The 21,309-nt window shown below is 41.0% G+C and carries 22 protein-coding genes; 20 read left to right on the top strand and 2 right to left on the bottom strand.

Features of this window, described 5'->3' with window-relative positions; all coding sequences use genetic code 11:
- The first annotated feature begins 1 nt into the window (after position 1).
- The 18 genes from spoIIIAD to spo0A all read left to right on the top strand — a co-directional run bounded on the left by spoIIIAD (position 2) and on the right by spo0A (position 17,498).
- Positions 2-385: a stage III sporulation protein AD gene (spoIIIAD, locus tag IE339_RS18665; RefSeq protein ID WP_053402331.1), complete on the top strand. Its 384-nt coding sequence runs from the start codon at positions 2-4 to the stop codon at positions 383-385.
- A gap of 31 nt (positions 386-416) precedes the next feature.
- Positions 417-1,586, top strand: coding sequence for a stage III sporulation protein AE (gene spoIIIAE, locus IE339_RS18660; RefSeq protein ID WP_242170040.1), 1,170 nt, complete (start codon positions 417-419; stop codon positions 1,584-1,586).
- Between the two features lie 16 nt (positions 1,587-1,602).
- Entirely contained in the window at positions 1,603-2,247 is a 645-nt protein-coding gene (spoIIIAF, locus tag IE339_RS18655) for a stage III sporulation protein AF (protein ID WP_242170037.1), read from the top strand.
- On the top strand, positions 2,228-2,884 hold the full coding sequence (spoIIIAG, locus tag IE339_RS18650) for a stage III sporulation protein AG (protein WP_242170035.1): 657 nt from the start codon (positions 2,228-2,230) through the stop codon (positions 2,882-2,884). The genes spoIIIAF and spoIIIAG overlap by 20 nt, the downstream gene beginning before the upstream one ends.
- Positions 2,885-2,887: 3 nt before the next feature.
- Entirely contained in the window at positions 2,888-3,451 is a 564-nt protein-coding gene (locus tag IE339_RS18645) for a SpoIIIAH-like family protein (RefSeq protein ID WP_242170032.1), read from the top strand.
- 262 nt (positions 3,452-3,713) lie between these two features.
- Positions 3,714-4,214: an acetyl-CoA carboxylase biotin carboxyl carrier protein gene (gene accB, locus IE339_RS18640; protein WP_242170029.1), complete on the top strand. Its 501-nt coding sequence runs from the start codon at positions 3,714-3,716 to the stop codon at positions 4,212-4,214.
- A 12-nt stretch (positions 4,215-4,226) separates the two neighbouring features.
- Positions 4,227-5,579 carry an acetyl-CoA carboxylase biotin carboxylase subunit gene (gene accC, locus IE339_RS18635; protein WP_242170026.1) on the top strand — a complete coding sequence of 451 codons (1,353 nt, stop codon included), beginning with the start codon at positions 4,227-4,229 and terminating at the stop codon, positions 5,577-5,579.
- Positions 5,580-5,607: 28 nt separating this feature from the next.
- A complete protein-coding gene (locus IE339_RS18630) occupies positions 5,608-6,009 on the top strand; it encodes an Asp23/Gls24 family envelope stress response protein (protein ID WP_242170023.1) in 402 nt (133 codons plus the stop codon).
- Positions 6,010-6,277: 268 nt separating this feature from the next.
- Complete coding sequence (gene nusB / locus IE339_RS18625) at positions 6,278-6,667, top strand: transcription antitermination factor NusB (protein ID WP_242170020.1); 390 nt, start codon at positions 6,278-6,280, stop codon at positions 6,665-6,667.
- A 108-nt stretch (positions 6,668-6,775) separates the two neighbouring features.
- Complete coding sequence (xseA, locus tag IE339_RS18620) at positions 6,776-8,119, top strand: exodeoxyribonuclease VII large subunit (RefSeq protein WP_277933918.1); 1,344 nt, start codon at positions 6,776-6,778, stop codon at positions 8,117-8,119.
- A 1-nt stretch (position 8,120) separates the two neighbouring features.
- Positions 8,121-8,354 (top strand): exodeoxyribonuclease VII small subunit, encoded by a 234-nt coding sequence (locus IE339_RS18615; protein WP_053402177.1) that lies wholly within the window; start codon positions 8,121-8,123, stop codon positions 8,352-8,354.
- Complete coding sequence (locus tag IE339_RS18610) at positions 8,351-9,250, top strand: polyprenyl synthetase family protein (protein WP_242170017.1); 900 nt, start codon at positions 8,351-8,353, stop codon at positions 9,248-9,250. Before IE339_RS18615 ends, IE339_RS18610 begins: the two co-directional genes overlap by 4 nt.
- 438 nt (positions 9,251-9,688) lie before the next feature.
- The gene (gene dxs / locus IE339_RS18605) at positions 9,689-11,593 is read left to right on the top strand and encodes a 1-deoxy-D-xylulose-5-phosphate synthase (protein ID WP_242170015.1); all 1,905 of its coding nucleotides are present in this window, start codon (positions 9,689-9,691) and stop codon (positions 11,591-11,593) included.
- Positions 11,590-12,432 carry a TlyA family RNA methyltransferase gene (locus tag IE339_RS18600; RefSeq protein WP_242170013.1) on the top strand — a complete coding sequence of 281 codons (843 nt, stop codon included), beginning with the start codon at positions 11,590-11,592 and terminating at the stop codon, positions 12,430-12,432. Before dxs ends, IE339_RS18600 begins: the two co-directional genes overlap by 4 nt.
- A gap of 255 nt (positions 12,433-12,687) precedes the next feature.
- Positions 12,688-13,137, top strand: a complete 450-nt coding sequence (gene ahrC, locus IE339_RS18595) for a transcriptional regulator AhrC/ArgR (RefSeq protein ID WP_053402180.1) — start codon at positions 12,688-12,690, stop codon at positions 13,135-13,137.
- A 135-nt stretch (positions 13,138-13,272) separates the two neighbouring features.
- The gene (gene recN / locus IE339_RS18590; RefSeq protein ID WP_242170011.1) at positions 13,273-14,991 is read left to right on the top strand and encodes a DNA repair protein RecN; all 1,719 of its coding nucleotides are present in this window, start codon (positions 13,273-13,275) and stop codon (positions 14,989-14,991) included.
- A 240-nt stretch (positions 14,992-15,231) separates the two neighbouring features.
- Positions 15,232-16,512, top strand: a complete 1,281-nt coding sequence (gene spoIVB, locus IE339_RS18585; RefSeq protein ID WP_242170009.1) for a SpoIVB peptidase — start codon at positions 15,232-15,234, stop codon at positions 16,510-16,512.
- Between the two features lie 197 nt (positions 16,513-16,709).
- Positions 16,710-17,498, top strand: coding sequence for a sporulation transcription factor Spo0A (spo0A, locus tag IE339_RS18580; protein WP_242170007.1), 789 nt, complete (start codon positions 16,710-16,712; stop codon positions 17,496-17,498).
- A 170-nt stretch (positions 17,499-17,668) separates the two neighbouring features.
- Here the strand turns inward: spo0A and IE339_RS18575 are convergent, their stop codons facing one another.
- Positions 17,669-17,806, bottom strand: a complete 138-nt coding sequence (locus tag IE339_RS18575; RefSeq protein WP_242170005.1) for a YycC family protein — start codon at positions 17,804-17,806, stop codon at positions 17,669-17,671.
- Between the two features lie 112 nt (positions 17,807-17,918).
- On the opposite strand from IE339_RS18575, the gene IE339_RS18570 reads away from it, so the two are divergent.
- Positions 17,919-18,635, top strand: a complete 717-nt coding sequence (locus tag IE339_RS18570; protein ID WP_242170002.1) for a glycerophosphodiester phosphodiesterase — start codon at positions 17,919-17,921, stop codon at positions 18,633-18,635.
- A 47-nt stretch (positions 18,636-18,682) separates the two neighbouring features.
- Here IE339_RS18570 and IE339_RS18565 read toward each other — a convergent pair whose 3' ends face one another.
- Positions 18,683-18,934, bottom strand: a complete 252-nt coding sequence (locus IE339_RS18565) for a DUF2627 domain-containing protein (RefSeq protein WP_242169999.1) — start codon at positions 18,932-18,934, stop codon at positions 18,683-18,685.
- A gap of 163 nt (positions 18,935-19,097) precedes the next feature.
- Between IE339_RS18565 and IE339_RS18560 the strand changes: the two genes are divergently transcribed.
- Entirely contained in the window at positions 19,098-21,173 is a 2,076-nt protein-coding gene (locus IE339_RS18560) for a sigma-54 interaction domain-containing protein (RefSeq protein WP_242169996.1), read from the top strand.
- Positions 21,174-21,309: the final 136 nt, after the last annotated feature.

Raw genomic sequence — 21,309 nt, 5'->3', positions numbered from 1 at the left:
TATGATTCAAATCGTAGGGCTGGGCCTTGTCACAACATTTTTGGCCATTATTTTAAAAGAGCATAAATCGTCGATTGCTTTTCTACTTGTTGTATTTGTAGGCTGCGTTATTTTTCTATTTTTAGTTGATCAAATTTCCGACATTATTCATATGATTGAACGGCTGTCTGCAAATGCACATGTAAATATGGTTTACGTAGAAACCATCCTAAAAATTATTGGCATCGCCTATATTGCAGAATTTGGTGCACAAGTAACGAAGGACGCGGGGCAGGGAGCCATTGCTTCTAAAATTGAGCTTGGAGGGAAAATTTTAATTCTTTCCATGGCCATTCCTATTTTAACCGTCATCATTGAAACGATCATCTCTATGCTCCCGTCCTAAAGAAAGGTGAAACACAATGAGGGGTGACTCTATGAAATGGCTCCTTGGTATCGTAATAGGGGCGTGTATTTTCTTTTTTATAAGCGCTGAACCTGTACAAGCAGCTGACCCCCAGCAAGAGATCGTGAATACACAGCTCGATCGCTTAGGGGTCAATGAAATTAAACAATATTGGGATGATATTTTAACGGAATACGGAGGCTTCCTTCCTGAAAGTCAAAAAGGCAGCCTCGTCGATTTTTTAAAAGGGGAGAAGAAGTTTTCATTTAAAGAATGGATGACGGGGTTCATAAAGTTCTTCTTTCATGAAGTAATCGCAAATGGCAAATTGCTCGGTACGCTCATCATGCTCACCATCTTTAGCGTATTTCTCCAAAACCTGCAAAATGCCTTTGAACAAAAGGCCGTAAGCAAAGTCGCGTATGCGCTTATTTACATGGTACTCATCATTATTGCATTGAACAGCTTTCATATCGCCATTTCTTATACAAAAGAAGCCATTGATACGATGATTCACTTTATTTTAGCGCTCATTCCTCTCCTTCTTGCGCTTATGACCACTTCAGGAGGAATTATTTCAGCCGCTTTCTTTCATCCAGTCATCATCTTCCTCATGAATACAAGCGGGTTGCTTATTCAATACATCATCATGCCACTGCTCTTTTTATCCGCACTGCTCAGCATTGTCAGCATTATATCTGAGCAATACAAAGTGACACAGCTTGCACAGCTCCTTCGCAATATCAGCATCGGCTTACTCGGAATCTTTTTGACCGTCTTCTTGGGTGTCATATCCGTACAAGGAACAACTTCTGCTGTAGCAGATGGGATTACGATTCGAACAGCTAAATTTATTACGGGAAATTTTATTCCGGTTGTGGGACGAGTCTTCACGGATGCGACTGACACGGTGTTAGGTGCTTCTCTACTATTAAAAAACACGATTGGCATTGCGGGGGTAGGAATTTTACTTATGATCGTCGCGTTTCCTGCGATGAAGGTGCTATCCATCGCGATTATTTATAAATTAGCCGCCGCACTTCTCCAGCCCATTGGCGGAGGGCCTGTCATTACTTGTTTAAGTGTTATTAGTAAAAGCGTCATCTATATTTTCGCTGCTCTAGCCGTTGTATCTCTTATGTTTTTCCTAGCACTAACCGTCATTATTACAGCAAGTAATATCACGATGATGGTGCGGTAAAGAAAGGAGGATCTCTATGTCGGCTTTAACGGAATGGATTACGAATATTATCTTGTTTATCCTGCTTGCGACCATCATTGACCTCCTGCTACCAAACTCAAATTTTCAAAAATACACAAAAATGGTCGTTGGCCTTTTACTCATTTTGATCATCGTGACACCTGTTTTCAAACTTTTAAACGTAGATGTGGACAAACTGTGGTCTTCAATGCGGCTGTCTTCTTTAACAGAACAAAAAAGTGTAGAAAATTTAGTAGATTTTAAGAAAAAAGAAATACAAGCATCACAACGTGCATATATTTTAGAACAAATGGCTGTCCAAATGAAGACAGAGGTAAAAGAGGAGTTGATGAAGCAGTATGGTGTAGCGATAGACCACATTCAAATTCAACCGAAACAAACAACCGAAGAGCCAACGATTGAAACCATTGGCAAGCATATTGAATCTGTGCAAGTGAACTTAAAAGCCGGCACGAATTCAAAGGAAATCGCTAATGTGGAAATCGTCTCTATCGATACCTCCAAGTCGCAGCCAGATCAAAAGCAGACTAAGCATACAAAACAAATTATTTCGTTTTTAGCAAATCATTGGGGCATACAAAAAAGTCAAATCGTGGTTACGGGAGGGGAACAAAAAGAGAATGAGCAAGGAACCCAATAATGATCGCTCTTTTTTAGCGAAGATATTCGGTAGCTTTATCAAAGGGTCATCAGGAAAAAAGTCTTCAAAATCGCTCTACATTCTTTTACTTCTGGGAATCGGAATTGCCATCATGCTAGTAGGAAATATTCAAAAAGCACTGCAGCCTTCTTCTGAAAAAGCAGCGGAAGTCAGTAGTACTGTGAAAGAGACGCCTGTATTCGGACAAAGTAAAGGAAAAAAAACGGTCAGTGATTACGAAGATCATTACGAGACCCAGCTCAAAGATGCGCTTGATAGCGTTCTTGGCGTAGATGATGTGGAAGTGGTTATCAACCTAGACGGAACAGGAGCAACCGTGTTTGAGAAAAACCATACAAATAAAACGCAAAAAACAGAAGAGTCAGATGAACAAGGTGGAAAACGAGGAATCAATGAAACGACAACTGATGAAAAGCTCGTCGTTCTGCGAAAAGGAGACGGGGAAGCAGCAGTTGTGGTCAAAACAGAAAAACCAAAAGTTCGTGGCGTACTAGTCGTCGCCCGAGGTGCTGAAAATATAGAAGTGAAAAAGTGGATTATTGATGCGGTAACAAGAGTACTTGATGTACCAAGCTATAGAGTAGCAGTTTTACCGAAAAAACCTAAGGGGGATTAAAAAATGTTGTTAAAAAAACAAACGGTTTGGTTATTAACAATGCTTAGTTTAGTGGTTGTATTATCGGTTTACTATATTACATCACCAGAAAATCCAAAAGACAACGTAGCATTTGTCGATAAGAAGGAAGAGCAAAAGAATGCAAAAGAAAAATCCGCAAAAGCGTCTGATAAAAAAGAAAAAGCAACGGCTGAAGTATCAACAGTTGACACAAATGACATGTTTACGGCTCTTCGCTTAAACATTGAAGACGAGCGCAGCAAATTAATGGAGCAATACAATGATGTTGTAGCGTCAAGTGACTACACGCCAGAAGAGAAAAGCAAAGCAAAAGACCAGCTTGAAGAGCTTGCGAAGCTTTCCGAAAAAGAAGGATTTTTAGAAGATATGATCAAGTCAAATGGTTACAAAGATGCGCTTGTTCGCACAGAAGGTGGGCAAGTGAAAGTAACGGTAAGCTCGAAGAAAAAATCACCTGAGCAAGCGAATAAAATCATGCAGCTTGTTGAAAAAGAGCTAGGGAATAAGCTTGTATCTGTAGAGTTCCAACCGGCAAGCAGCAAATAAGAAGAAGGCCGTATGCACCTCTTTAACAAGAGGTTTTGCATACGGCTTTTTTTATGGAACAAACGCTTTAGGAGAAAACACCTCTTCATTCTAAAAGGGGGATGTGCTAAAATAGGGTTGGAAATAGGTTTTAAAATCTTATATTAGTACTAGATAATAACTATAAAATCACAACCGCAGGTGTTTCGTTGAATTTATTGTTCGATATATCGTATGATAAGAGAGATACCTAAGAAATAGTGAAGAGATAGGAGTGTCAAATATGCTCAAGATTCAAGAAATTCGTGAAATTATTAAATTAGTTGATCAATCATCCATCGAGGAATTTACGTACGAGCATGAAGGATCAAAAATTAAAATGAAGAAAAAGGATGCAATCCTTTCCAAGCAAGCGCCTGTTGTAGTTGCATCAGCACCAGCACCAGAAGTAGCTCAGCCACAAGCAGTTGCTGCACCGGCTCCGGCTGCACCAGCAGCTCAACCTGCTGAGGAAGCACCAAAAGCGCCAGCAAGTGATGCAAACCTACATAAAATTACTTCACCAATGGTAGGAACGTTCTATGCGTCTTCTTCACCAGAATCAGGGGCATACGTGTCTGTAGGCGACAAAGTGAAAAAAGATAGCGTAGTATGTATCGTTGAAGCAATGAAATTGTTTAACGAGATCGAAGCAGAGGTAAATGGAGAAGTAGTGGAGATTCTTGCAGAAAATGGACAGCTTGTAGAATACGGACAACCACTTTTCTTAGTGAAAGCTGACTAAAGGAGAATGGCTATGATTAAAAAGCTATTAGTTGCCAATCGTGGAGAAATTGCTGTCCGTATTATCCGTGCGTGTAAAGAATTGGGAATTGAAGCTGTTGCCGTTTATTCTGAAGCAGATCGTGAGTCACTGCACGTACAGCTAGCTGATGAAGCTTACTGTATTGGACCAACTGCCTCTAAAGATAGCTACTTAAATTTTACAAACATTATGAGCGTTGCAACGCTTACGGGCTGTGACGCTATTCACCCGGGCTATGGATTCTTAGCAGAGAACGCAGACTTTGCTGAACTATGCCGCGAGTGTAACATTACCTTTGTTGGGCCAAGCCCTGAAGCAATTAATAAAATGGGTACAAAAGACGTGGCAAGAGAAACAATGCGTGACGCTGGTGTTCCGGTTGTTCCTGGATCGAAGGGAATTATTGAAACGCCAGAAGACGGTGTATCTTTAGCAAACGATATGGGCTATCCTGTTATTATTAAAGCAACAGCAGGGGGCGGAGGAAAAGGAATCCGCGTAGCGAAAAGCGAAGAAGAGTTGATCAAAGGCATTTCGATCACTCAGCAAGAAGCTGCTACAGCCTTTGGTAATCCAGGCGTATATATTGAAAAGTATATCGAAGATTTCCGTCACGTTGAAATTCAAGTATTAGCTGATTCGTTCGGTAATACAATTCACCTAGGTGAGCGTGATTGTTCCATCCAGCGTCGTCTTCAAAAGTTAATTGAGGAATCTCCATCACCAGCTCTTGATGCAGATATGCGCGAGAAAATGGGAACAGCTGCTGTAAAAGCGGCAGAAGCTGTAAACTATATGGGTGCAGGAACAGTTGAGTTCATCTATGATTATCGTGAAAAGAAATTCTACTTCATGGAAATGAATACTCGTATTCAAGTAGAGCATCCGGTAACGGAAATGGTAACGGGAATTGACTTAATCAAAGAACAAATCAAAGTAGCCAATGGCGAGAAGCTTAGCTACAAGCAAGAAGATGTTACGTTCTCTGGTTGGGCGATTGAGTGCCGTATTAACGCAGAAAACCCAGAAAAGAATTTCATGCCATCAGCAGGTAAGATTAACATGTACCTAGCGCCAGGTGGATACGGAGTTCGTATCGATTCTGCTGTATACCCAGGCTATTCAATTCCACCATTCTACGATTCCATGATTGCGAAGCTAATTGTTCATGCGGATACGCGTGAAGAGGCGATCGCAAAAATGAAGCGTGCACTAAGTGAGTTTGCGGTAGAAGGAATTTCAACAACCATTCCATTCCACTTAAAACTACTCAATCACGAAAAGTTTGTATCAGGAGAATTCAATACGAAATTTCTTGAATTACATGACGTAATGAATTCGTAGTATAGTATAGATTATAGGAGGTGTTCTTATGAACGAAAATCATGTTTTAGAAATGGAAGAAAGCCAACAATCTTTAGGGAGAGTTGAAATTGCTCCCGAAGTTATTGAGGTTATTGCCGGAATCGCTGCTTCAGAGGTAGAAGGTGTAACATCAATGCGTGGTAACTTTGCAAGCGGTGTGGTCGAACGACTTGGAAAGAAAAATCACGGTAAAGGTGTAAAGGTTGAATTGAATGAAGCAAGCATCAAAGTCGATGTATATTGTTCAATGAAATTTGGCGTATCCATTCCAGTGGTTGCTCAAAAAGTGCAAGATAATGTTCGTCAAGCGTTACAAACGATGACCGCTATTAACTTAGACGAAGTGAACATTCATATTGTTGGCGTTCAATTTGAAACCTCAAAGCAAGAAGAAGTCCTAGAATCGTAAGCATCGTTAGCTTGCGCACAGAAAAAGGCTGTCTGTTACTGACAGCCTTTTTTCTTTGGGAAGAAAAGAAAAGAGTTCCTGTTGAAATGCAGGCGGTCGAAACGTAAAATAAAAACGAGACTGTTATGATAAAACAATGGGTGAAATAAAAAAGCCGAAATAGTCTGTATATTACATTAAAGCCGGACAAGGTGTACTCATGAATAGAAACTATGCTATTATCATGTTATGGAATTTTTGATAAGGTAAAATAAAGGAGAAAAATGGAATGAAAAGACGTACAGCACGTGAAAAAGCGCTTCAAGCTTTGTTTCAATGTGATTTAGGGAAAATGGAGCCAGCGGAGGCTATTCAAAACGTAATTAAGACAGACAAAGTAGACGAATTTTTAGAGCTACTCGTATTAGGAACAGTGGAAAATCAGCAAGAAATTGATGAGCTACTGCGCAACAATTTAGAAAAATGGACGTTAGAGCGTGTAGCAGCCGTAGACCGTGCGATTCTACGCTTAGCCATATTCGAAATCAAATATAAAGAAGATATTCCTGTAAACGTGACAATGAACGAAGCGTTGGAATTAGCAAAAAACTTTAGTGACGAACAATCAAGCCGTTTCATCAACGGTGTATTATCTAGAGTGCTAACGTCTTTATCATAAGAGAATGAAAAAAGGTTGCTTTTTATAAGGTTGCGAACAGCTGCGATTCCTTGTGAAGCAACCTTTCAAAGGTTTATACAGGTATTTCTGATAAAGGAGAAGATGCAGGTGAGTGAAGTTCAATATGTAACGGTAACCGCTCTAACTCGGTATATTAAACGGAAATTCGATGTAGATCCTCATCTTCGTGATATATGGATTAAAGGGGAAATTTCTAACTTCAAGCGTCATAGCCGTGGTCACATGTATTTTACGTTAAAAGATGAGAGTGCCCGCATGCAGTCGGTTATGTTTGCAGCGAATAACCGTTCTTTAGCTTTTCAACCCCAAGAAGGAATGAAGGTCATGGTTCGGGGTGAGGTAGCTGTCTATGAACCAAGCGGAAATTATCAAGTGTACGTAAAAGAAATGCAGCCCGATGGAATTGGAAGCTTATATTTAGCCTATGAGCAACTAAAAGAACGTCTTGAGAAGGAAGGATTGTTTAGTCCACAGTATAAAAAAAGCATTCCTGCCTACCCGACCTGTATAGGTGTCATCACCTCTCCAACAGGTGCCGCGGTTCGGGATATTATGACGACGCTCAGAAGGCGCTATCCGGTCGCACGAGTTATCCTAATACCTGCTCTTGTTCAAGGTGTAAAAGCAGGGCCGTCTATCATTGAGGCCATCCAAAAGGCGAATGAGATGGACATGATTGATACTTTAATTGTTGGACGCGGGGGCGGATCCATTGAGGAGCTCTGGGCGTTTAACGAAGAAGAGGTTGCGAGAGCTATTTTTCAGTCGCACATTCCAATTATTTCAGCAGTCGGCCATGAAACGGATTTTACTATTGCTGACTTTGTCGCAGATTTGCGAGCTCCTACACCAACGGGGGCAGCAGAGCTTGCCGTTCCTCATTTGTCTGAAGTCATGGAACGCCTTAAACAGCGAAATATTCGAATGATGCGTGCCGTTCGTGAGCGTATGACTGCGTCAAAAGAGCGATTAAAAAATGCTCAAAAGTCTTACGCATTCCGTTACCCACAGCGGCTGTTAGAGCAGAAGGAACAAGATTTAGATCGCATGATGGATCGTTTACATAAAGAAATGGGAAGAGCGCTTCAAGCAAAAATCGATGCCAAAGAGGCACTGACACAACGTCTTAAGCGAAATCATCCTCAAGAAAAAATCAAGCAGGCTCATGAACACACAGAGATGCTAACGAAAAGCTTATCAAAAGAAATGCAAAACCTGCTGAAGCAAAAGCAGCTTCTCTTCGGTTCCCTTGCATCTAAGCTTGATGCGCTAAGTCCGTTAAAGACGATGGAGCGCGGCTACAGCTTAGTTTATAATGAAGAGAATGAACTAGTAAAAAGCACAAAGAACATCACAACCGGTGACAAAGTCAACATCCGTCTAACCGATGGACAAATCGAATGTGAAGTGGCAAAAGTGGAGGAGCGATAATATGAGCAAAAAAGAAGAACGTACATTTGAAGAAGCGATGGAAGATCTAGAAACGATTGTAACGAAGCTTGAAGAAGGCGATGTACCTCTTGAACAAGCCATTGAGCACTTTCAACAGGGAATGGAGCTTTCAAAGTTTTGTCATGAGCGACTGCAGAAAATTGAAAAACAAATGGAGCAAATTCTTCGCGAAGATGGTCAGCTAGAGGCGTTTGTGGTGCAGGAGGAAGAATGATTGTGAGAGAGCTAGACTTTGATACCTACTTAAAAGAGCTACGAGTACAAATCGAGGCACTTCTACCAAGTGTTGTTCAGCCGCTTGCATCTCCAGCAACGCTTAAAGATTCCATGATGTACTCATTAACGGCAGGTGGAAAGCGACTTCGCCCATTGCTTATTTTTTCTACGCTCGAAGCATTTGGAAAAGATAAGATGATGGGGGTAGAAGCAGCGTGCGCGGTTGAGATGATTCATACATATTCATTAATTCACGATGACTTACCAAGTATGGACAACGATGATTTACGCAGAGGAAAGCCGACCAATCATAAAGTATTTGGTGAAGCAATGGCGATCTTAGCAGGTGATGCCCTGCTAACAAACAGCTTCGACGTCCTCGTCTCATCCACTCATCCAGACGTAACGGATGCAATGAAGGTAAGGCTTGTTTCGACACTTGCCACATGCGCAGGAGCAGAAGGAATGGTTGGAGGACAGGTCGCTGATATGGAAGGCGAGGGACAGCCCCTTACGCTGTCAGAGCTTGAGTACATTCACCATCATAAAACAGGAAAGCTGCTATCTTTTTGTGTCACAGCAGGTGCTATTTTAGCAGGTGCGACCGACTTTCAAATTGAAAAGCTACAGGAATTTAGCTCGAATTTAGGACTTGCTTTTCAAATTCGCGATGACATATTAGATATTGAGGGCGATGAAGCAACGCTTGGCAAGCCCATCGGCAGTGATACGGATAATAATAAAACAACCTATCCATCTCTTTTAGGTATGGAAGCGGCAAAACAGAAGCTAGATGATCATATCGACCGAGCGCTTCAAGCGTTAGAAGCATCTGAAATTTATTCAGATCGGTTAAAAGAACTTTGTTTATACGTCGGAAAACGACAAAACTAGCAGTTCCTAAGAAAATACGATTGAGTGATCAAAAAAAATATGTTATAATTACGCTACTGTTATGTAAAAATCTAGTGCATAGGTTTTTTATATTCAATGCCGTTATCACATCTGTGTTAGCGGCTCTTTTTTCATTAAAAACAAGATGGATAAAATACGTCTTGATCGAATCAGCGTTTAGTTTTCGCAATCAAAGGTATAGTATATAAATCCACTTAAATAAAGGAATCGCATGTTCATACATAGTGTGTATGTTCAATCACCTTTTCATTTGCGAACCTTACTCGCAGGTAATGAGTAATCGATCAAGCTGTGAAGCAGAAATGATTATCTAAAAAAACGATAGACAAAAACTACTAAAATTTGACTAACATGTATAAAATATTTCACAATGTATTAAGGTAATTTTATAACAAGTATGAAAGTGAGTGATCCAAATTGGATCTAACAGCTATAAAGAATCCTCAATTTCTAAAAAAGATGTCAAAAGAACAGCTCATTGAATTGAGCGAAGAAATACGAAAGTTTTTAATTACGCAACTGTCCGCAACTGGCGGCCACATCGGGCCGAATCTTGGAGTAGTGGAGCTAACGCTCGCGCTTCACAAGATTTATGACAGCCCAAAAGATAAGTTCCTATGGGACGTAGGGCATCAATCGTACGTTCACAAAATTTTGACGGGACGCGCATGTGAGTTTGAGACACTGCGTCAATACAAAGGTCTCTGCGGCTTTCCGAAACGAAATGAAAGTGAGCATGACGTATGGGAAACCGGCCATAGTTCAACCTCTTTATCAGGCGCAATGGGAATGGCAGCGGCACGTGATCTAAACAAAACAGGTGCACACATCATTCCGATCATCGGAGACGGCGCATTAACAGGCGGAATGGCGCTTGAAGCTTTAAATCACATTGGGCATGAACAAACCGATATGACGGTTATCCTGAACGACAATGAAATGTCGATTGCTCCGAATGTTGGGGCGCTTAACAACGTGCTTGGTAAGCTTCGTACCGCTGGTAAATACAACTGGGTGAAGGATGAAATGGAAGTACTCCTTCGTAAAATTCCAGCAGTAGGCGGAAAGTTAGCATCGACTGTTGAACGAGTGAAAGATGGCTTAAAATACATGGTCGTGTCGGGAATGTTTTTCGAGGACTTAGGATTTACGTACCTCGGACCAGTAGACGGGCACGATTTTGATGACCTGTTTGAAACGCTTCGCTATGCAAAGAAAACAAAAGGTCCAGTGCTTGTGCACGTTATTACGAAAAAAGGGAAAGGCTACTTGCCAGCTGAAGAAGATACGGTCGGTACGTGGCATGGAACAGGTCCCTACAAAATTGAGTCAGGTGCGTTCATTAAACCAGACAAAGCGCCGCCAATTGGCTGGAGCAAGCTCGTTAGTGATACGGTATTAAGACTTGCTCACGAAGATAAACGAATCGTAGCGATCACGCCAGCAATGCCGGTCGGTTCAAAGCTTGAGCAATTTGCTAAGGAGTTGCCAGACCGTATGTACGACGTAGGGATTGCAGAGCAGCACGCCACAACAATGGCAGCAGGTCTTGCTACGCAAGGGATGAAGCCATTCTTAGCGATTTATTCTACGTTTTTACAGCGTGCGTATGACCAAGTGCTCCACGATATTTGTCGCCAAAATCTGAATGTGTTCATTGGAATTGACCGTTCAGGCCTAGTTGGGGCAGATGGGGAGACGCATCAGGGCGTATTTGATATTTCATTCCTTCGTCACATGCCAAACATGGTACTGATGATGGCAAAGGATGAAAATGAAGGACAGCACCTTGTTAATACGGCGCTGAAATATAATGATGGTCCGATTGCTATGCGCTATGCACGTGGTAACGGTGTAGGCGTTTCGATGGATGACGAACTAAAAGAAATTCCAATCGGTTCATGGGAAGTGTTAAAAGAAGGAACGGATGCGACCATTTTAACGTTCGGTACAACAATTCCCATGGCAATGGAAGCGGCAGCACAGCTAGAAAAAGCAAATGTGTCAATTCGTGTTGTGAACGCACGCTTTATCAAGCCGATGGATGAAGATATGCTTCACTCCATTTTCGGTGAAAAACAGCCGATCTTAACGTTAGAGGAATCCATGCTACAAGGTGGATTTGGTAGTGCAGTAGCAGAATTTGCGATCGATCACGGCTACTATCAAACGAAAATTAACCGCATGGGAATTCCAGATCAATTCGTTGAGCATGGCAGCGTAACAAAATTGCTTGAGGAAATTGGTTTAACGACGGAAGAAGTCGTTAAAAACATTCAAAAACTATTACAATTTAACAAAAAAGGGCTTGAGGTGCTTTGACAAAAAAAGAAAGAGTAGATGTCTTACTCGTAGAACGTGGTTTAGTAGAAACAAGAGAAAAAGCAAAACGCTCTGTAATGGCAGGACTCGTCTACTCGAATGAAACAAGACTAGATAAGCCCGGGGAGAAGATTTCCCGGGACTTACCTCTTATCGTAAAGGGAGCCGTAATTCCTTATGTTAGTCGAGGTGGTTTAAAGCTTGAAAAAGCATTGAAGGAATTTGCGCTAGAAATCCAAGACAAGATTATGATTGACATTGGATCTTCCACGGGAGGATTTACGGATTGCGCGCTTCAAAACGGCGTGAAAATGTCTTATGCGATCGATGTAGGGTACAATCAGCTTGCATGGAAAATTCGTCAGGATGAGCGCGTAGTCGTAATGGAACGCACCAATTTCCGTTATGTAACACCTGCTGATTTGCAAGAAGGAATGCCAGAATTTGCATCTATTGATGTTTCGTTCATTTCGCTTACGCTGATCTTGCCGGTTTTAAAAACGCTACTCGTACCGAACAGTGACGTCGTGGCGCTTGTAAAGCCACAGTTTGAAGCAGGAAGGGAGCAAGTTGGCAAAAAAGGAATTGTCCGAGATCCAAAAGTACATCAACAAGTGCTGGAACATATGATTGAGTTCTCGCAAAAGCAAGGCTATACGATTGCAGATTTATCTTATTCTCCTATTACAGGTGGAGAGGGCAACATTGAATTTCTTCTTCACTTAAAATGGCCTGGAGAAGGACAAGAAGTGGGAGAAAACCAACTTCAAATGGACGTAGAGACGCTTGTATCAGAAGCGCATTCGACGCTGAAAGAGAAAAAGGATAAAGAGCAATAAAGCCTGCTGGCGTATTCTCACAGCTCCTTACAAACGAACAGGGCAATAATTAAAGCTGACTCGTAGAGGAGAGTTCTCTCATGAGTCAGCTTTTTATTTGTCAGAAGAGGAAGAGGCTGGGAGAAATTGACGCGTCCACGAAGAAAATGAGTGAAAATCCTCATGACTTTAAAAAATAAAGTGAAAAAAGATTGCATAAAACGATAAAAATCGACTACGATGTAAGTAAATTACTGATTAACGGCGAGGTGCGCAATGAATAAAGGTCAACGTCATATTAAAATTCGTGAAATTATTACGACGAACGATATTGAAACACAAGATGAATTAGTAGATATTTTAAAGAACCAAGGTTTTAATGTTACGCAAGCAACGGTTTCACGTGACATTAAAGAATTACATTTAGTAAAAGTACCGCTCATGGATGGGCGATATAAATACAGTCTCCCTGCGGATCAACGCTTTAATCCGCTGCAAAAGTTAAAACGAGCGCTCATGGATGCATTTGTTAAAATTGATTCTGCTGGTCATATGCTCGTGATGAAAACGTTACCGGGGAATGGAAACGCAGTAGGGGTACTGCTAGATCATTTAGATTGGGAAGAAATTTTAGGAACGATTTGTGGAGATGATACGTGTCTAATCATTTGTCGTACTCCTGAAGATACAAAAGTGATTGCAGATCGCTTAGTAGAAATGCTTTAAGACGTCATTTGTGGATTAAATGACAGGACAGTGAACGTCATATCAGTTGTCCGTGAATAAGGCTTAGGAGATGAAGAGGGAGAAAACCCTCTTTCTTTGTTCTTCTAGCCAATCGAGATAAAGGTGTGAGTAAATTTGTTAGCAGAGCTATCCATTAAAAATTTCGCGATTATTGATGAATTGACGACTTCCTTTGAAAAGGGTCTGACGGTCTTAACCGGAGAAACAGGTGCTGGGAAATCAATTATTATTGATGCCATTCAGCTTCTTGTCGGTGGAAGAGGTTCCTCAGAGTTTGTGCGTCATGGAACAAATCGAGCAGAAATTGAAGGACTATTTCTAATTGGGGCAGATCACCCGTGCTATGAAAAGGCAGCAGAAGTTGGAATTGATGTTCAGGACGATATGCTTGTACTTCGCAGAGATATTACGACAAACGGAAAAAGCATTTGCCGCATTAACGGAAAGCTTGTAACGTTAGGCATTTTACGAGAAATTGGACAAACTCTAATTGATATACATGGTCAGCACGAGCATCAGGATTTAATGAATCAAGACCGTCATTTGGCTATGCTTGATCAATATGGCGGAGAGAAAATTGCCAAAGCGCTTGAAGAGTATCAGCAAGTATACGAGCGCTACATGGATTTGAAGAAGCAGCTAAATAAGCTTTCAGAAAACGAGCAGAAACGAGCGCACCGCTTGGATTTAATTCAATTTCAGCTAGAGGAAATTAAATCAGCGAACTTACAGCCAAACGAAGACAATGATCTAATGGAAGAACGAATGAAAATTTCAAACTTTGAAAAGATCTATAACGCGCTAAACGACGCTTATAATGCTCTCCACGGGGAGCAAAGAGGACTAGACTGGGTCGGTCTTGCCATGGGAAATGCAGAGGATATCCAAGAGCTTGACGATGCCTATGTGGAAATTTCTGAAGCCGTATCGAGTTCTTTTTATCAGCTTGAGGATGCGTCTTTTAAAATTCGTCAGCAGCTGGATATGTTGGAGTACGATCCAAAACGCTTAGATTATATTGAGTCACGTATTAGCGAAATCAATCAATTGAAGCGTAAATATGGCCAAAGCGTAGAAGAAATTTTGGAATACGCGGCTACGATTGAAGACGAAATGGACCAAATTGAAAATCGAGACACTCATCTCTCAAACATTCAAGCAGAACTTAAAGCGGTCGCAAAAGATTTATTGGTCGAAGCTAAAAATGTCTCGGCTCTTCGTCATAAGCTAGGTGAAAAGCTAACGGCGGGTATTCATCAGGAACTAAAAGAACTGTACATGGCAAAAACAATCTTCGAAGTGAAATTTACGAAAGTGACGCCGTCTCTTCAAGACATTGAACTGGACGGAGAGCATGTGAAATTCACTCGCAGTGGAATTGATCACGTTGAATTTTATTTATCAACGAACCCAGGGGAGCCGCTGAAGCCGCTCGCGAAAATCGCTTCTGGTGGAGAACTGTCCCGGATTATGATCGCGCTAAAGAGCATTTTCTCAAAGCATCAGGGCGTCACGTCGATTATCTTTGATGAAGTGGATACCGGCGTAAGCGGTCGTGTAGCTCAGGCGATCGGTGAGAAAATTTACCGCATCTCGACAGGTTCTCAGGTGCTGTGTATTTCTCATTTGCCTCAGGTTGCGGCGATGGCAAACACTCACTTATTTATTTCAAAAAAGGTGAAAGACAACCGTACATCTACGGCTGTAGAACCGCTGAGTCAGTCTGAAAAAGTAAAAGAAATCGGACGAATGATTGCCGGTGCTGAAATTACGGATTTAACGAAAGAACACGCGAAAGAGCTGCTTGATTTAGCGGATCGTTTCAAACATTAAAAAACATGGATCTCGAGGCGGAGATCCATGTTTTTTTCGTTTTCTCCTGAGGCAAACTACTTTTAGAGGCAGGAATGATTCGGAACGTTTGCGAAAGAGCATTATACACGTTTCTTTTGAAAATTAAGATGTTTTTTATTGACCGTTCAGTTATAAATGGAGCGTAAGAAGGCTACATTAAAACTGTAGCCAACTAAAAAAATGGTGTGGGCATCGGAAGCGAGGAGAGTGAATGACAGCGTGAAAATTAAATACAGAAAGTTCATAGGAACTATTCTCCTTGTTGCGATGATAGGATTAGGATTTTTTCCGGAACTACGTAATTATATCAACATTCCAACGCAAGTAACGGTCTTTGAACATCAAGAAGCTTCTATTCACACAGCATTACCAGCTACTTCAACCGCTCAAAACGTTTTTAAAAGCGAAACGGCCGATCATCATGAGGTCGTCATCAAAGGGAAAGAAATTGGCGAAGAACCGTTAACATTAGCCGTAGCAGGGATTCCTGTGAAAAAGGTAGATGTGAAGGTGCTCTCAGATTTCAAGGTTATTCCTGGTGGCCAATCCATTGGTGTTAAGCTCAATGCGCGCGGTGTGCTTGTAGTAGGGTATCATCAGATTGAGGCAAAAGACGGAAAGAAATCTCCTGGTGAAAAAGCAGGTATTCAAGTAGGAGATATGATTACGAAAATTAACGGTACGACGATTGAAAAAATGAGTGATATTACGCCGTTTATTCAATCCGCTGGAAAAACAGGAAAGCCTCTCGATTTAGAAGTGCTGCGTGATAAAGAGCATTTCCAAACAAAGCTTGTTCCTGTCAAAGATAAAAACAACTACGCTTATCGAATTGGTCTTTATATTCGTGATTCAGCAGCTGGAATTGGAACGATGACGTTTTACGATCCGAAGTCCAAAAAATACGGTGCGCTTGGTCATGTTATTTCTGACATGGATACGAAAAAGCCGATTGTGGTTGAAGATGGACAAATTGTACGATCGACGGTGACGTCTATCGAAAAAGGAGCACATGGTGTTCCGGGTGAGAAATTAGCGCGCTTTTCTGAAGATCGCCATATTATGGGGAATATTAATCGAAATAGCCCTTTTGGAATCTTTGGCAAACTTCATGATTCGATTGAAAATGGCATCGCAGATAAACCTCTCCCAATTGCTTTATCAAATGAAGTAAAAGAGGGGCCTGCTAAAATTTTGACTGTCATTGACAATGACAAAGTGGAAGAGTTCGACGTAGAAGTCATTAGCACCATTCCGCAAAAGTTTCCCGCAACAAAAGGAATGGTGATTAAAATTACAGACCCTGTCCTATTAAAGAAAACAGGCGGTATTGTCCAAGGAATGAGTGGGAGTCCAATTATTCAAGACGGGAAGGTTATTGGTGCTGTCACACATGTATTCGTAAACGATCCGACTTCTGGATACGGTGTTCATATTGAATGGATGCTAAATGAGGCAGGAATTAACATTTATAAGGGCGTTCAGAAAAAGGCGAGCTAATCATAGTTCGTCTTTTTTACGCTAAAAACTCCATATCTAAACAATAATAGGTGCAAAGCTCCACTATTTTTGCTTTTTTTTCAAAAAATAAAGGAAAACTTGTTGCATTGTCGAATTGATGATTTAGAATAAACATAGGAATGCTTTGTACCGTTTATGGGGTTTAAGGATTATAAGGGATTGAGGAGGAATCTGTTGTGAAAAAAATTAAAGTATGTTTGGTCGATGACAACAGAGAATTAATTGGGCTATTGGAAGACTATATTTCAGAGCAAGATGATATGGAAGTCATTGGCGTAGCATATAACGGACAGGAATGTTTGCATATGCTGAAAGAAAACGACCCGGACGTACTTATTCTAGATATCATTATGCCACATCTAGATGGATTGGCTGTGTTAAGTCAGTTACGCGATATGAACAAAGGAACATATCCAAATGTCATTATGTTAACGGCATTCGGTCAAGAAGATGTTACGAAAAAAGCCGTCGATTTAGGCGCATCTTATTTTATTCTAAAGCCATTTGATATGGAGAACTTAGTAAATCATATTCGCCAAGTTAGTGGAAAGTCCTCAGCCGTGTTAAAACGTCCCACTTCATCCTTGAAAAATAATCGAGATAACCGTTCAAATAACTTAGATGCTAACATTACGAGTATTATTCATGAAATTGGAGTGCCAGCGCACATTAAAGGTTATTTATATTTACGTGAAGCCATTTCAATGGTTTACAAGGATATTGAATTATTAGGATCGATTACGAAAGTACTTTATCCGGATATCGCCAAAAAATATAACACGACAGCAAGCCGCGTTGAGCGCGCTATTCGTCATGCCATTGAAGTAGCTTGGAGCAGAGGAAACATTGATTCAATTTCTTCGCTATTCGGATACACCGTCAGCATGACCAAAGCGAAGCCAACGAACAGCGAGTTCATTGCGATGGTGGCAGATAAGCTACGCCTTGAACACAAAGTTAGCTGAGACCGTTAGACTTGTTCATACGACATGGGTTTAGCCTACTGACATTTACCCAATGTACGTTTATCAACAAACATATTTTTTAGACCGACAAACTTTTTTTATGTTTGATAAAAAAGACATCCTCTTTTATTGGTAGATTATTTACCAGTAAAGGAAGGTGTCTTTTTTTGTTACTTTTCTTCTTTATCTAATTCCGCAAGCTTTTGAAGCAAAATGTGCTGTGGCATATGCATAAGCTGTTCAAGCGGAATATTAAGCTTTTCGGCAAGCTTTACAGCTGTTTCAGGTGAAATTTGTAATGGACGCATTCATAACCAGCTCCTTTTTTATGTAAAATGTATGTGTAAGTATAGCAAAATTACGCTCATTTTTGAATTGAATTTTAGAATTGGGTATAGTGTATAAAAGGAGTTGATACAGATGGAGATTTACGGACATCGAGGTTCTGCAGGAACACATCCTGAAAATACAATGATTTCGTTTCAAGAAGCAGCGCGTGTAGGCGCTATTGGGATTGAGTTGGATGTTCACATGTCAAAGGACGGTGAGCTGATGGTCATCCATGATGAAAAGGTAGATCGCACAACCGGACATAAAGGGTACATAAAAGACATGACGTACGCACAAATCCGAAAATTAGATGCGAGTTATAAATTTAAAAAGAAATACGGAGGGTGTCCGATCCCGTCTCTTGCCGAAGTGCTTGAATGGATCGCAACCACACCGCTTCTCGTCAATATTGAATTGAAAAACAATGTGTTTGAATATCGAAATTTGGAGCTTGTCGTTCTGAATATGATTTACCATTATGGGCTAAAAGATCGCGTCATATTATCTTCGTTCAATCATAATAGCCTTGTGCGGGCGAAGAGCTTTGACTCGACGATTCCAACGGCTATTTTGTATTCATATCAGCTGTTTGAGCCGTGGACGTACGCACAAAGTGTAGGAGCGGATGCGCTTCACCCTAATTTCCGCACGCTAAATGACGTGATTGTGTCAGCGGCGCAGGACGATCGTCTTGCCGTTCGCCCGTATACGGTAAATAATGCGGACAAAGCAACGGAACTGTTTCAAATGGGCTGTGACGCCATCATCACCGATTATCCAGAGAAAATGAGAGCATTGTTTTCGTAAGGTGTTTCACCATACATGAACCGTCATAATCTCGATTCCATGTTCACTTATTTGGAATCGAGATTATTTTTTTGAAATCGCTGCTGTACTTTGTTTCTTTTTCTGTCGCGGTGAAGGATAAAGCCAGCTACGAATCCTAATCCACCTAAAAAAAGAATGAGCCCCATCGAGAACTGAAGGAATAAAGAATGAAAGGGCGGCTGAAGAATACCAAAAAACATATCCCTCATTAATTTAATGCCGTATCCTGCTAGAAAACCAGGAATAAGTAAAATAAGTAACGCAATAATACGTATCATGGAAAAAATCCTCTCGTAAAAGATTACTTATCTGAATCATATAAAAATACAGAAAATTGTCAAGAGGGATTTGGAAACGCTATTATAGAGGTATGCAAAGAATTGCACATTTTCTAGAGGATAATGAAACAAGAACATAAAGAACATACAAGGTGGATGATGTATGCAAAACGTATTAATTGTTGGAGCGGGAAAAGGTGGACGAGCTATTTTACAAATGGTCATCGCAAGCGACATGCTGAGGGTAATTGGAATGGTTGATATTAACAAGGGTGCACCGGGGATGGAGGAAGCAAAAAAATTAGGGCTGATGACGTCCTCATCATGGGAACAATTTAAGGATGCTTCAATCGATATTATTATTGATGCCACCGGAGATGAAGATGTCTATGAAGAGCTAAAAAACGTTTGGCGAAATCGTCATACGGTCGTAATCCCAGGTTCGGTTGCGCATATCATCTCAGAGCTGATGGAGGAAAAAGAAGAGCTTGTATTTAAATGGAAAACAGAATCCTACAAGCATGATTTAATTTTCAATACGGCGCACGACGGCATGATTGTCATTGATAACGAGGAGCGAATTACGCTATTTAATAAAAGCGCAGAAAAAATTACGGGATTTAAGCGAGCAGATGTGCTAGGACATCCTGTTTTAGAGGTGATTCCAGCGAGTCAGCTTCCTTACATACTGCAAACGAAAAAAGTAGAGCGAAACCATGAGTTTACGTTTGAGAACGGAAAAAAAATTATTACAACACGTATTCCGATATTGAATGATCAGGGGGAACTGTTTGGAGCTTTTGCGCTCTTTAAAGACATTACAGAAGTTGTCGATCTAGCGAAGGAAGTAACCAATTTAAAAGAAATTCAAACGATGCTCGAGGCGATTATTCAATCATCGGAAGAAGCGATTTCAGTCGTAGATGAGGATGGAACGGGGTTGCTTATTAATCCAGCTTATACGAGGTTGACAGGACTAAAAGAAGAGGACGTGATTGGAAAGCCGGCTACCGCTGATATTTCTGAAGGAGAAAGCATGCATATGAAAGTGCTCCAAACGAGACGTCCGGTGCGTAGCGTACGAATGAAGGTTGGGGCTCATAAAAAAGATGTGCTTGTGAACGTAGCACCTGTTATTGTCGACGGCAAATTAAAAGGAAGCGTTGGGGTCATTCATGACGTGTCCGAGATTAAACAGCTAACCAATGAATTAAATCGTGCAAGGCAAATTATTCGCACCTTAGAAGCCAAATATTCATTTGATGATATTATAGGCAATTCAGAAGAATTTAAGCTAGCCATTGAGCAAGCAAAGCTCGCAGCCAAAACGCCTGCGACCGTTTTATTACGCGGTGAATCCGGAACAGGAAAAGAACTCTTTGCCCACGCCATCCATAATGCAAGTGATCGAAAATATAACAAGTTTATTCGTGTAAACTGTGCGGCAATCTCAGAAACGCTTCTTGAAAGTGAAATGTTCGGGTATGAAGAGGGCGCTTTTTCAGGCGCAAAGCGAGGCGGTAAACGAGGATTGTTTGAAGAAGCGAATAACGGAAGTATTTTTTTAGATGAAATTGGCGAGCTGTCTGCTCAAATGCAGGCAAAGCTTCTTCGGGTGCTCCAAGAGAAAGAAATTGTTCGAGTGGGAGGTACAAAAGCTGTTCCGATTAATGTCCGAGTGATTGCCGCAACAAATGTTCACTTGGAAAAAGGAATGGCAAACGGAAAAATCCGAGAAGATCTTTATTATCGGTTAAATAAAATTCCGATTCACATTACTCCGCTCAGGCAACGAAAAGAAGACATTGAATTGCTTTCACAGCACTTAATTCAAAAAATCAATCAAGATTATGGCCGAAATGTTGAGGGGCTTACGCCTGCTGCATTGGTTTATTTGAAACAGTACGAGTGGCCAGGAAACGTTCGTGAGCTGGAGAATATCTTAGGTCGTGCCGTTATTTATATGCACTACAACGAGCAGTTCATTGATGTTCACCACATTCCAGAGCTACAGTCCGTGTCTGAGCCTAAGAAGACGGTTCTTGCTCCTGTTGTAGGCAGCGATCATGAGGGGACGTTAAATGATCTCGTAGAGGTTTACGAAGCGCAGGTGATGAGACAAGTGCTTGAAAAATACAACTACAATAAAACCAAAACAGCAAAGCAACTAGGAATTTCAGTGCGTACTCTTTATTACAAGATGGAAAAGTATAATCTTGCAAAAAATAGCGTGCAATAGATGGCACACTATGCAAATAATTGCGCATATGCCTGCTTTTTATGTATAATTTACGAGGGTGCCTGTTTTCCACAAGTAGTCTGCGCCTTACGAAGTGCGTTTTTTTGTGCGAATGATAAAAGTTGGCACGATTCTT

The sequence above is a fragment of the Priestia koreensis genome, from assembly GCF_022646885.1.
In the GTDB taxonomy this organism is placed as follows: Bacteria; Bacillota; Bacilli; order Bacillales; family Bacillaceae_H; genus Bacillus_AG; species Bacillus_AG koreensis_A.
Note: the sequence above shows the minus strand (reverse complement) of the source record. Positions and strands in the feature narration are given on the sequence as shown.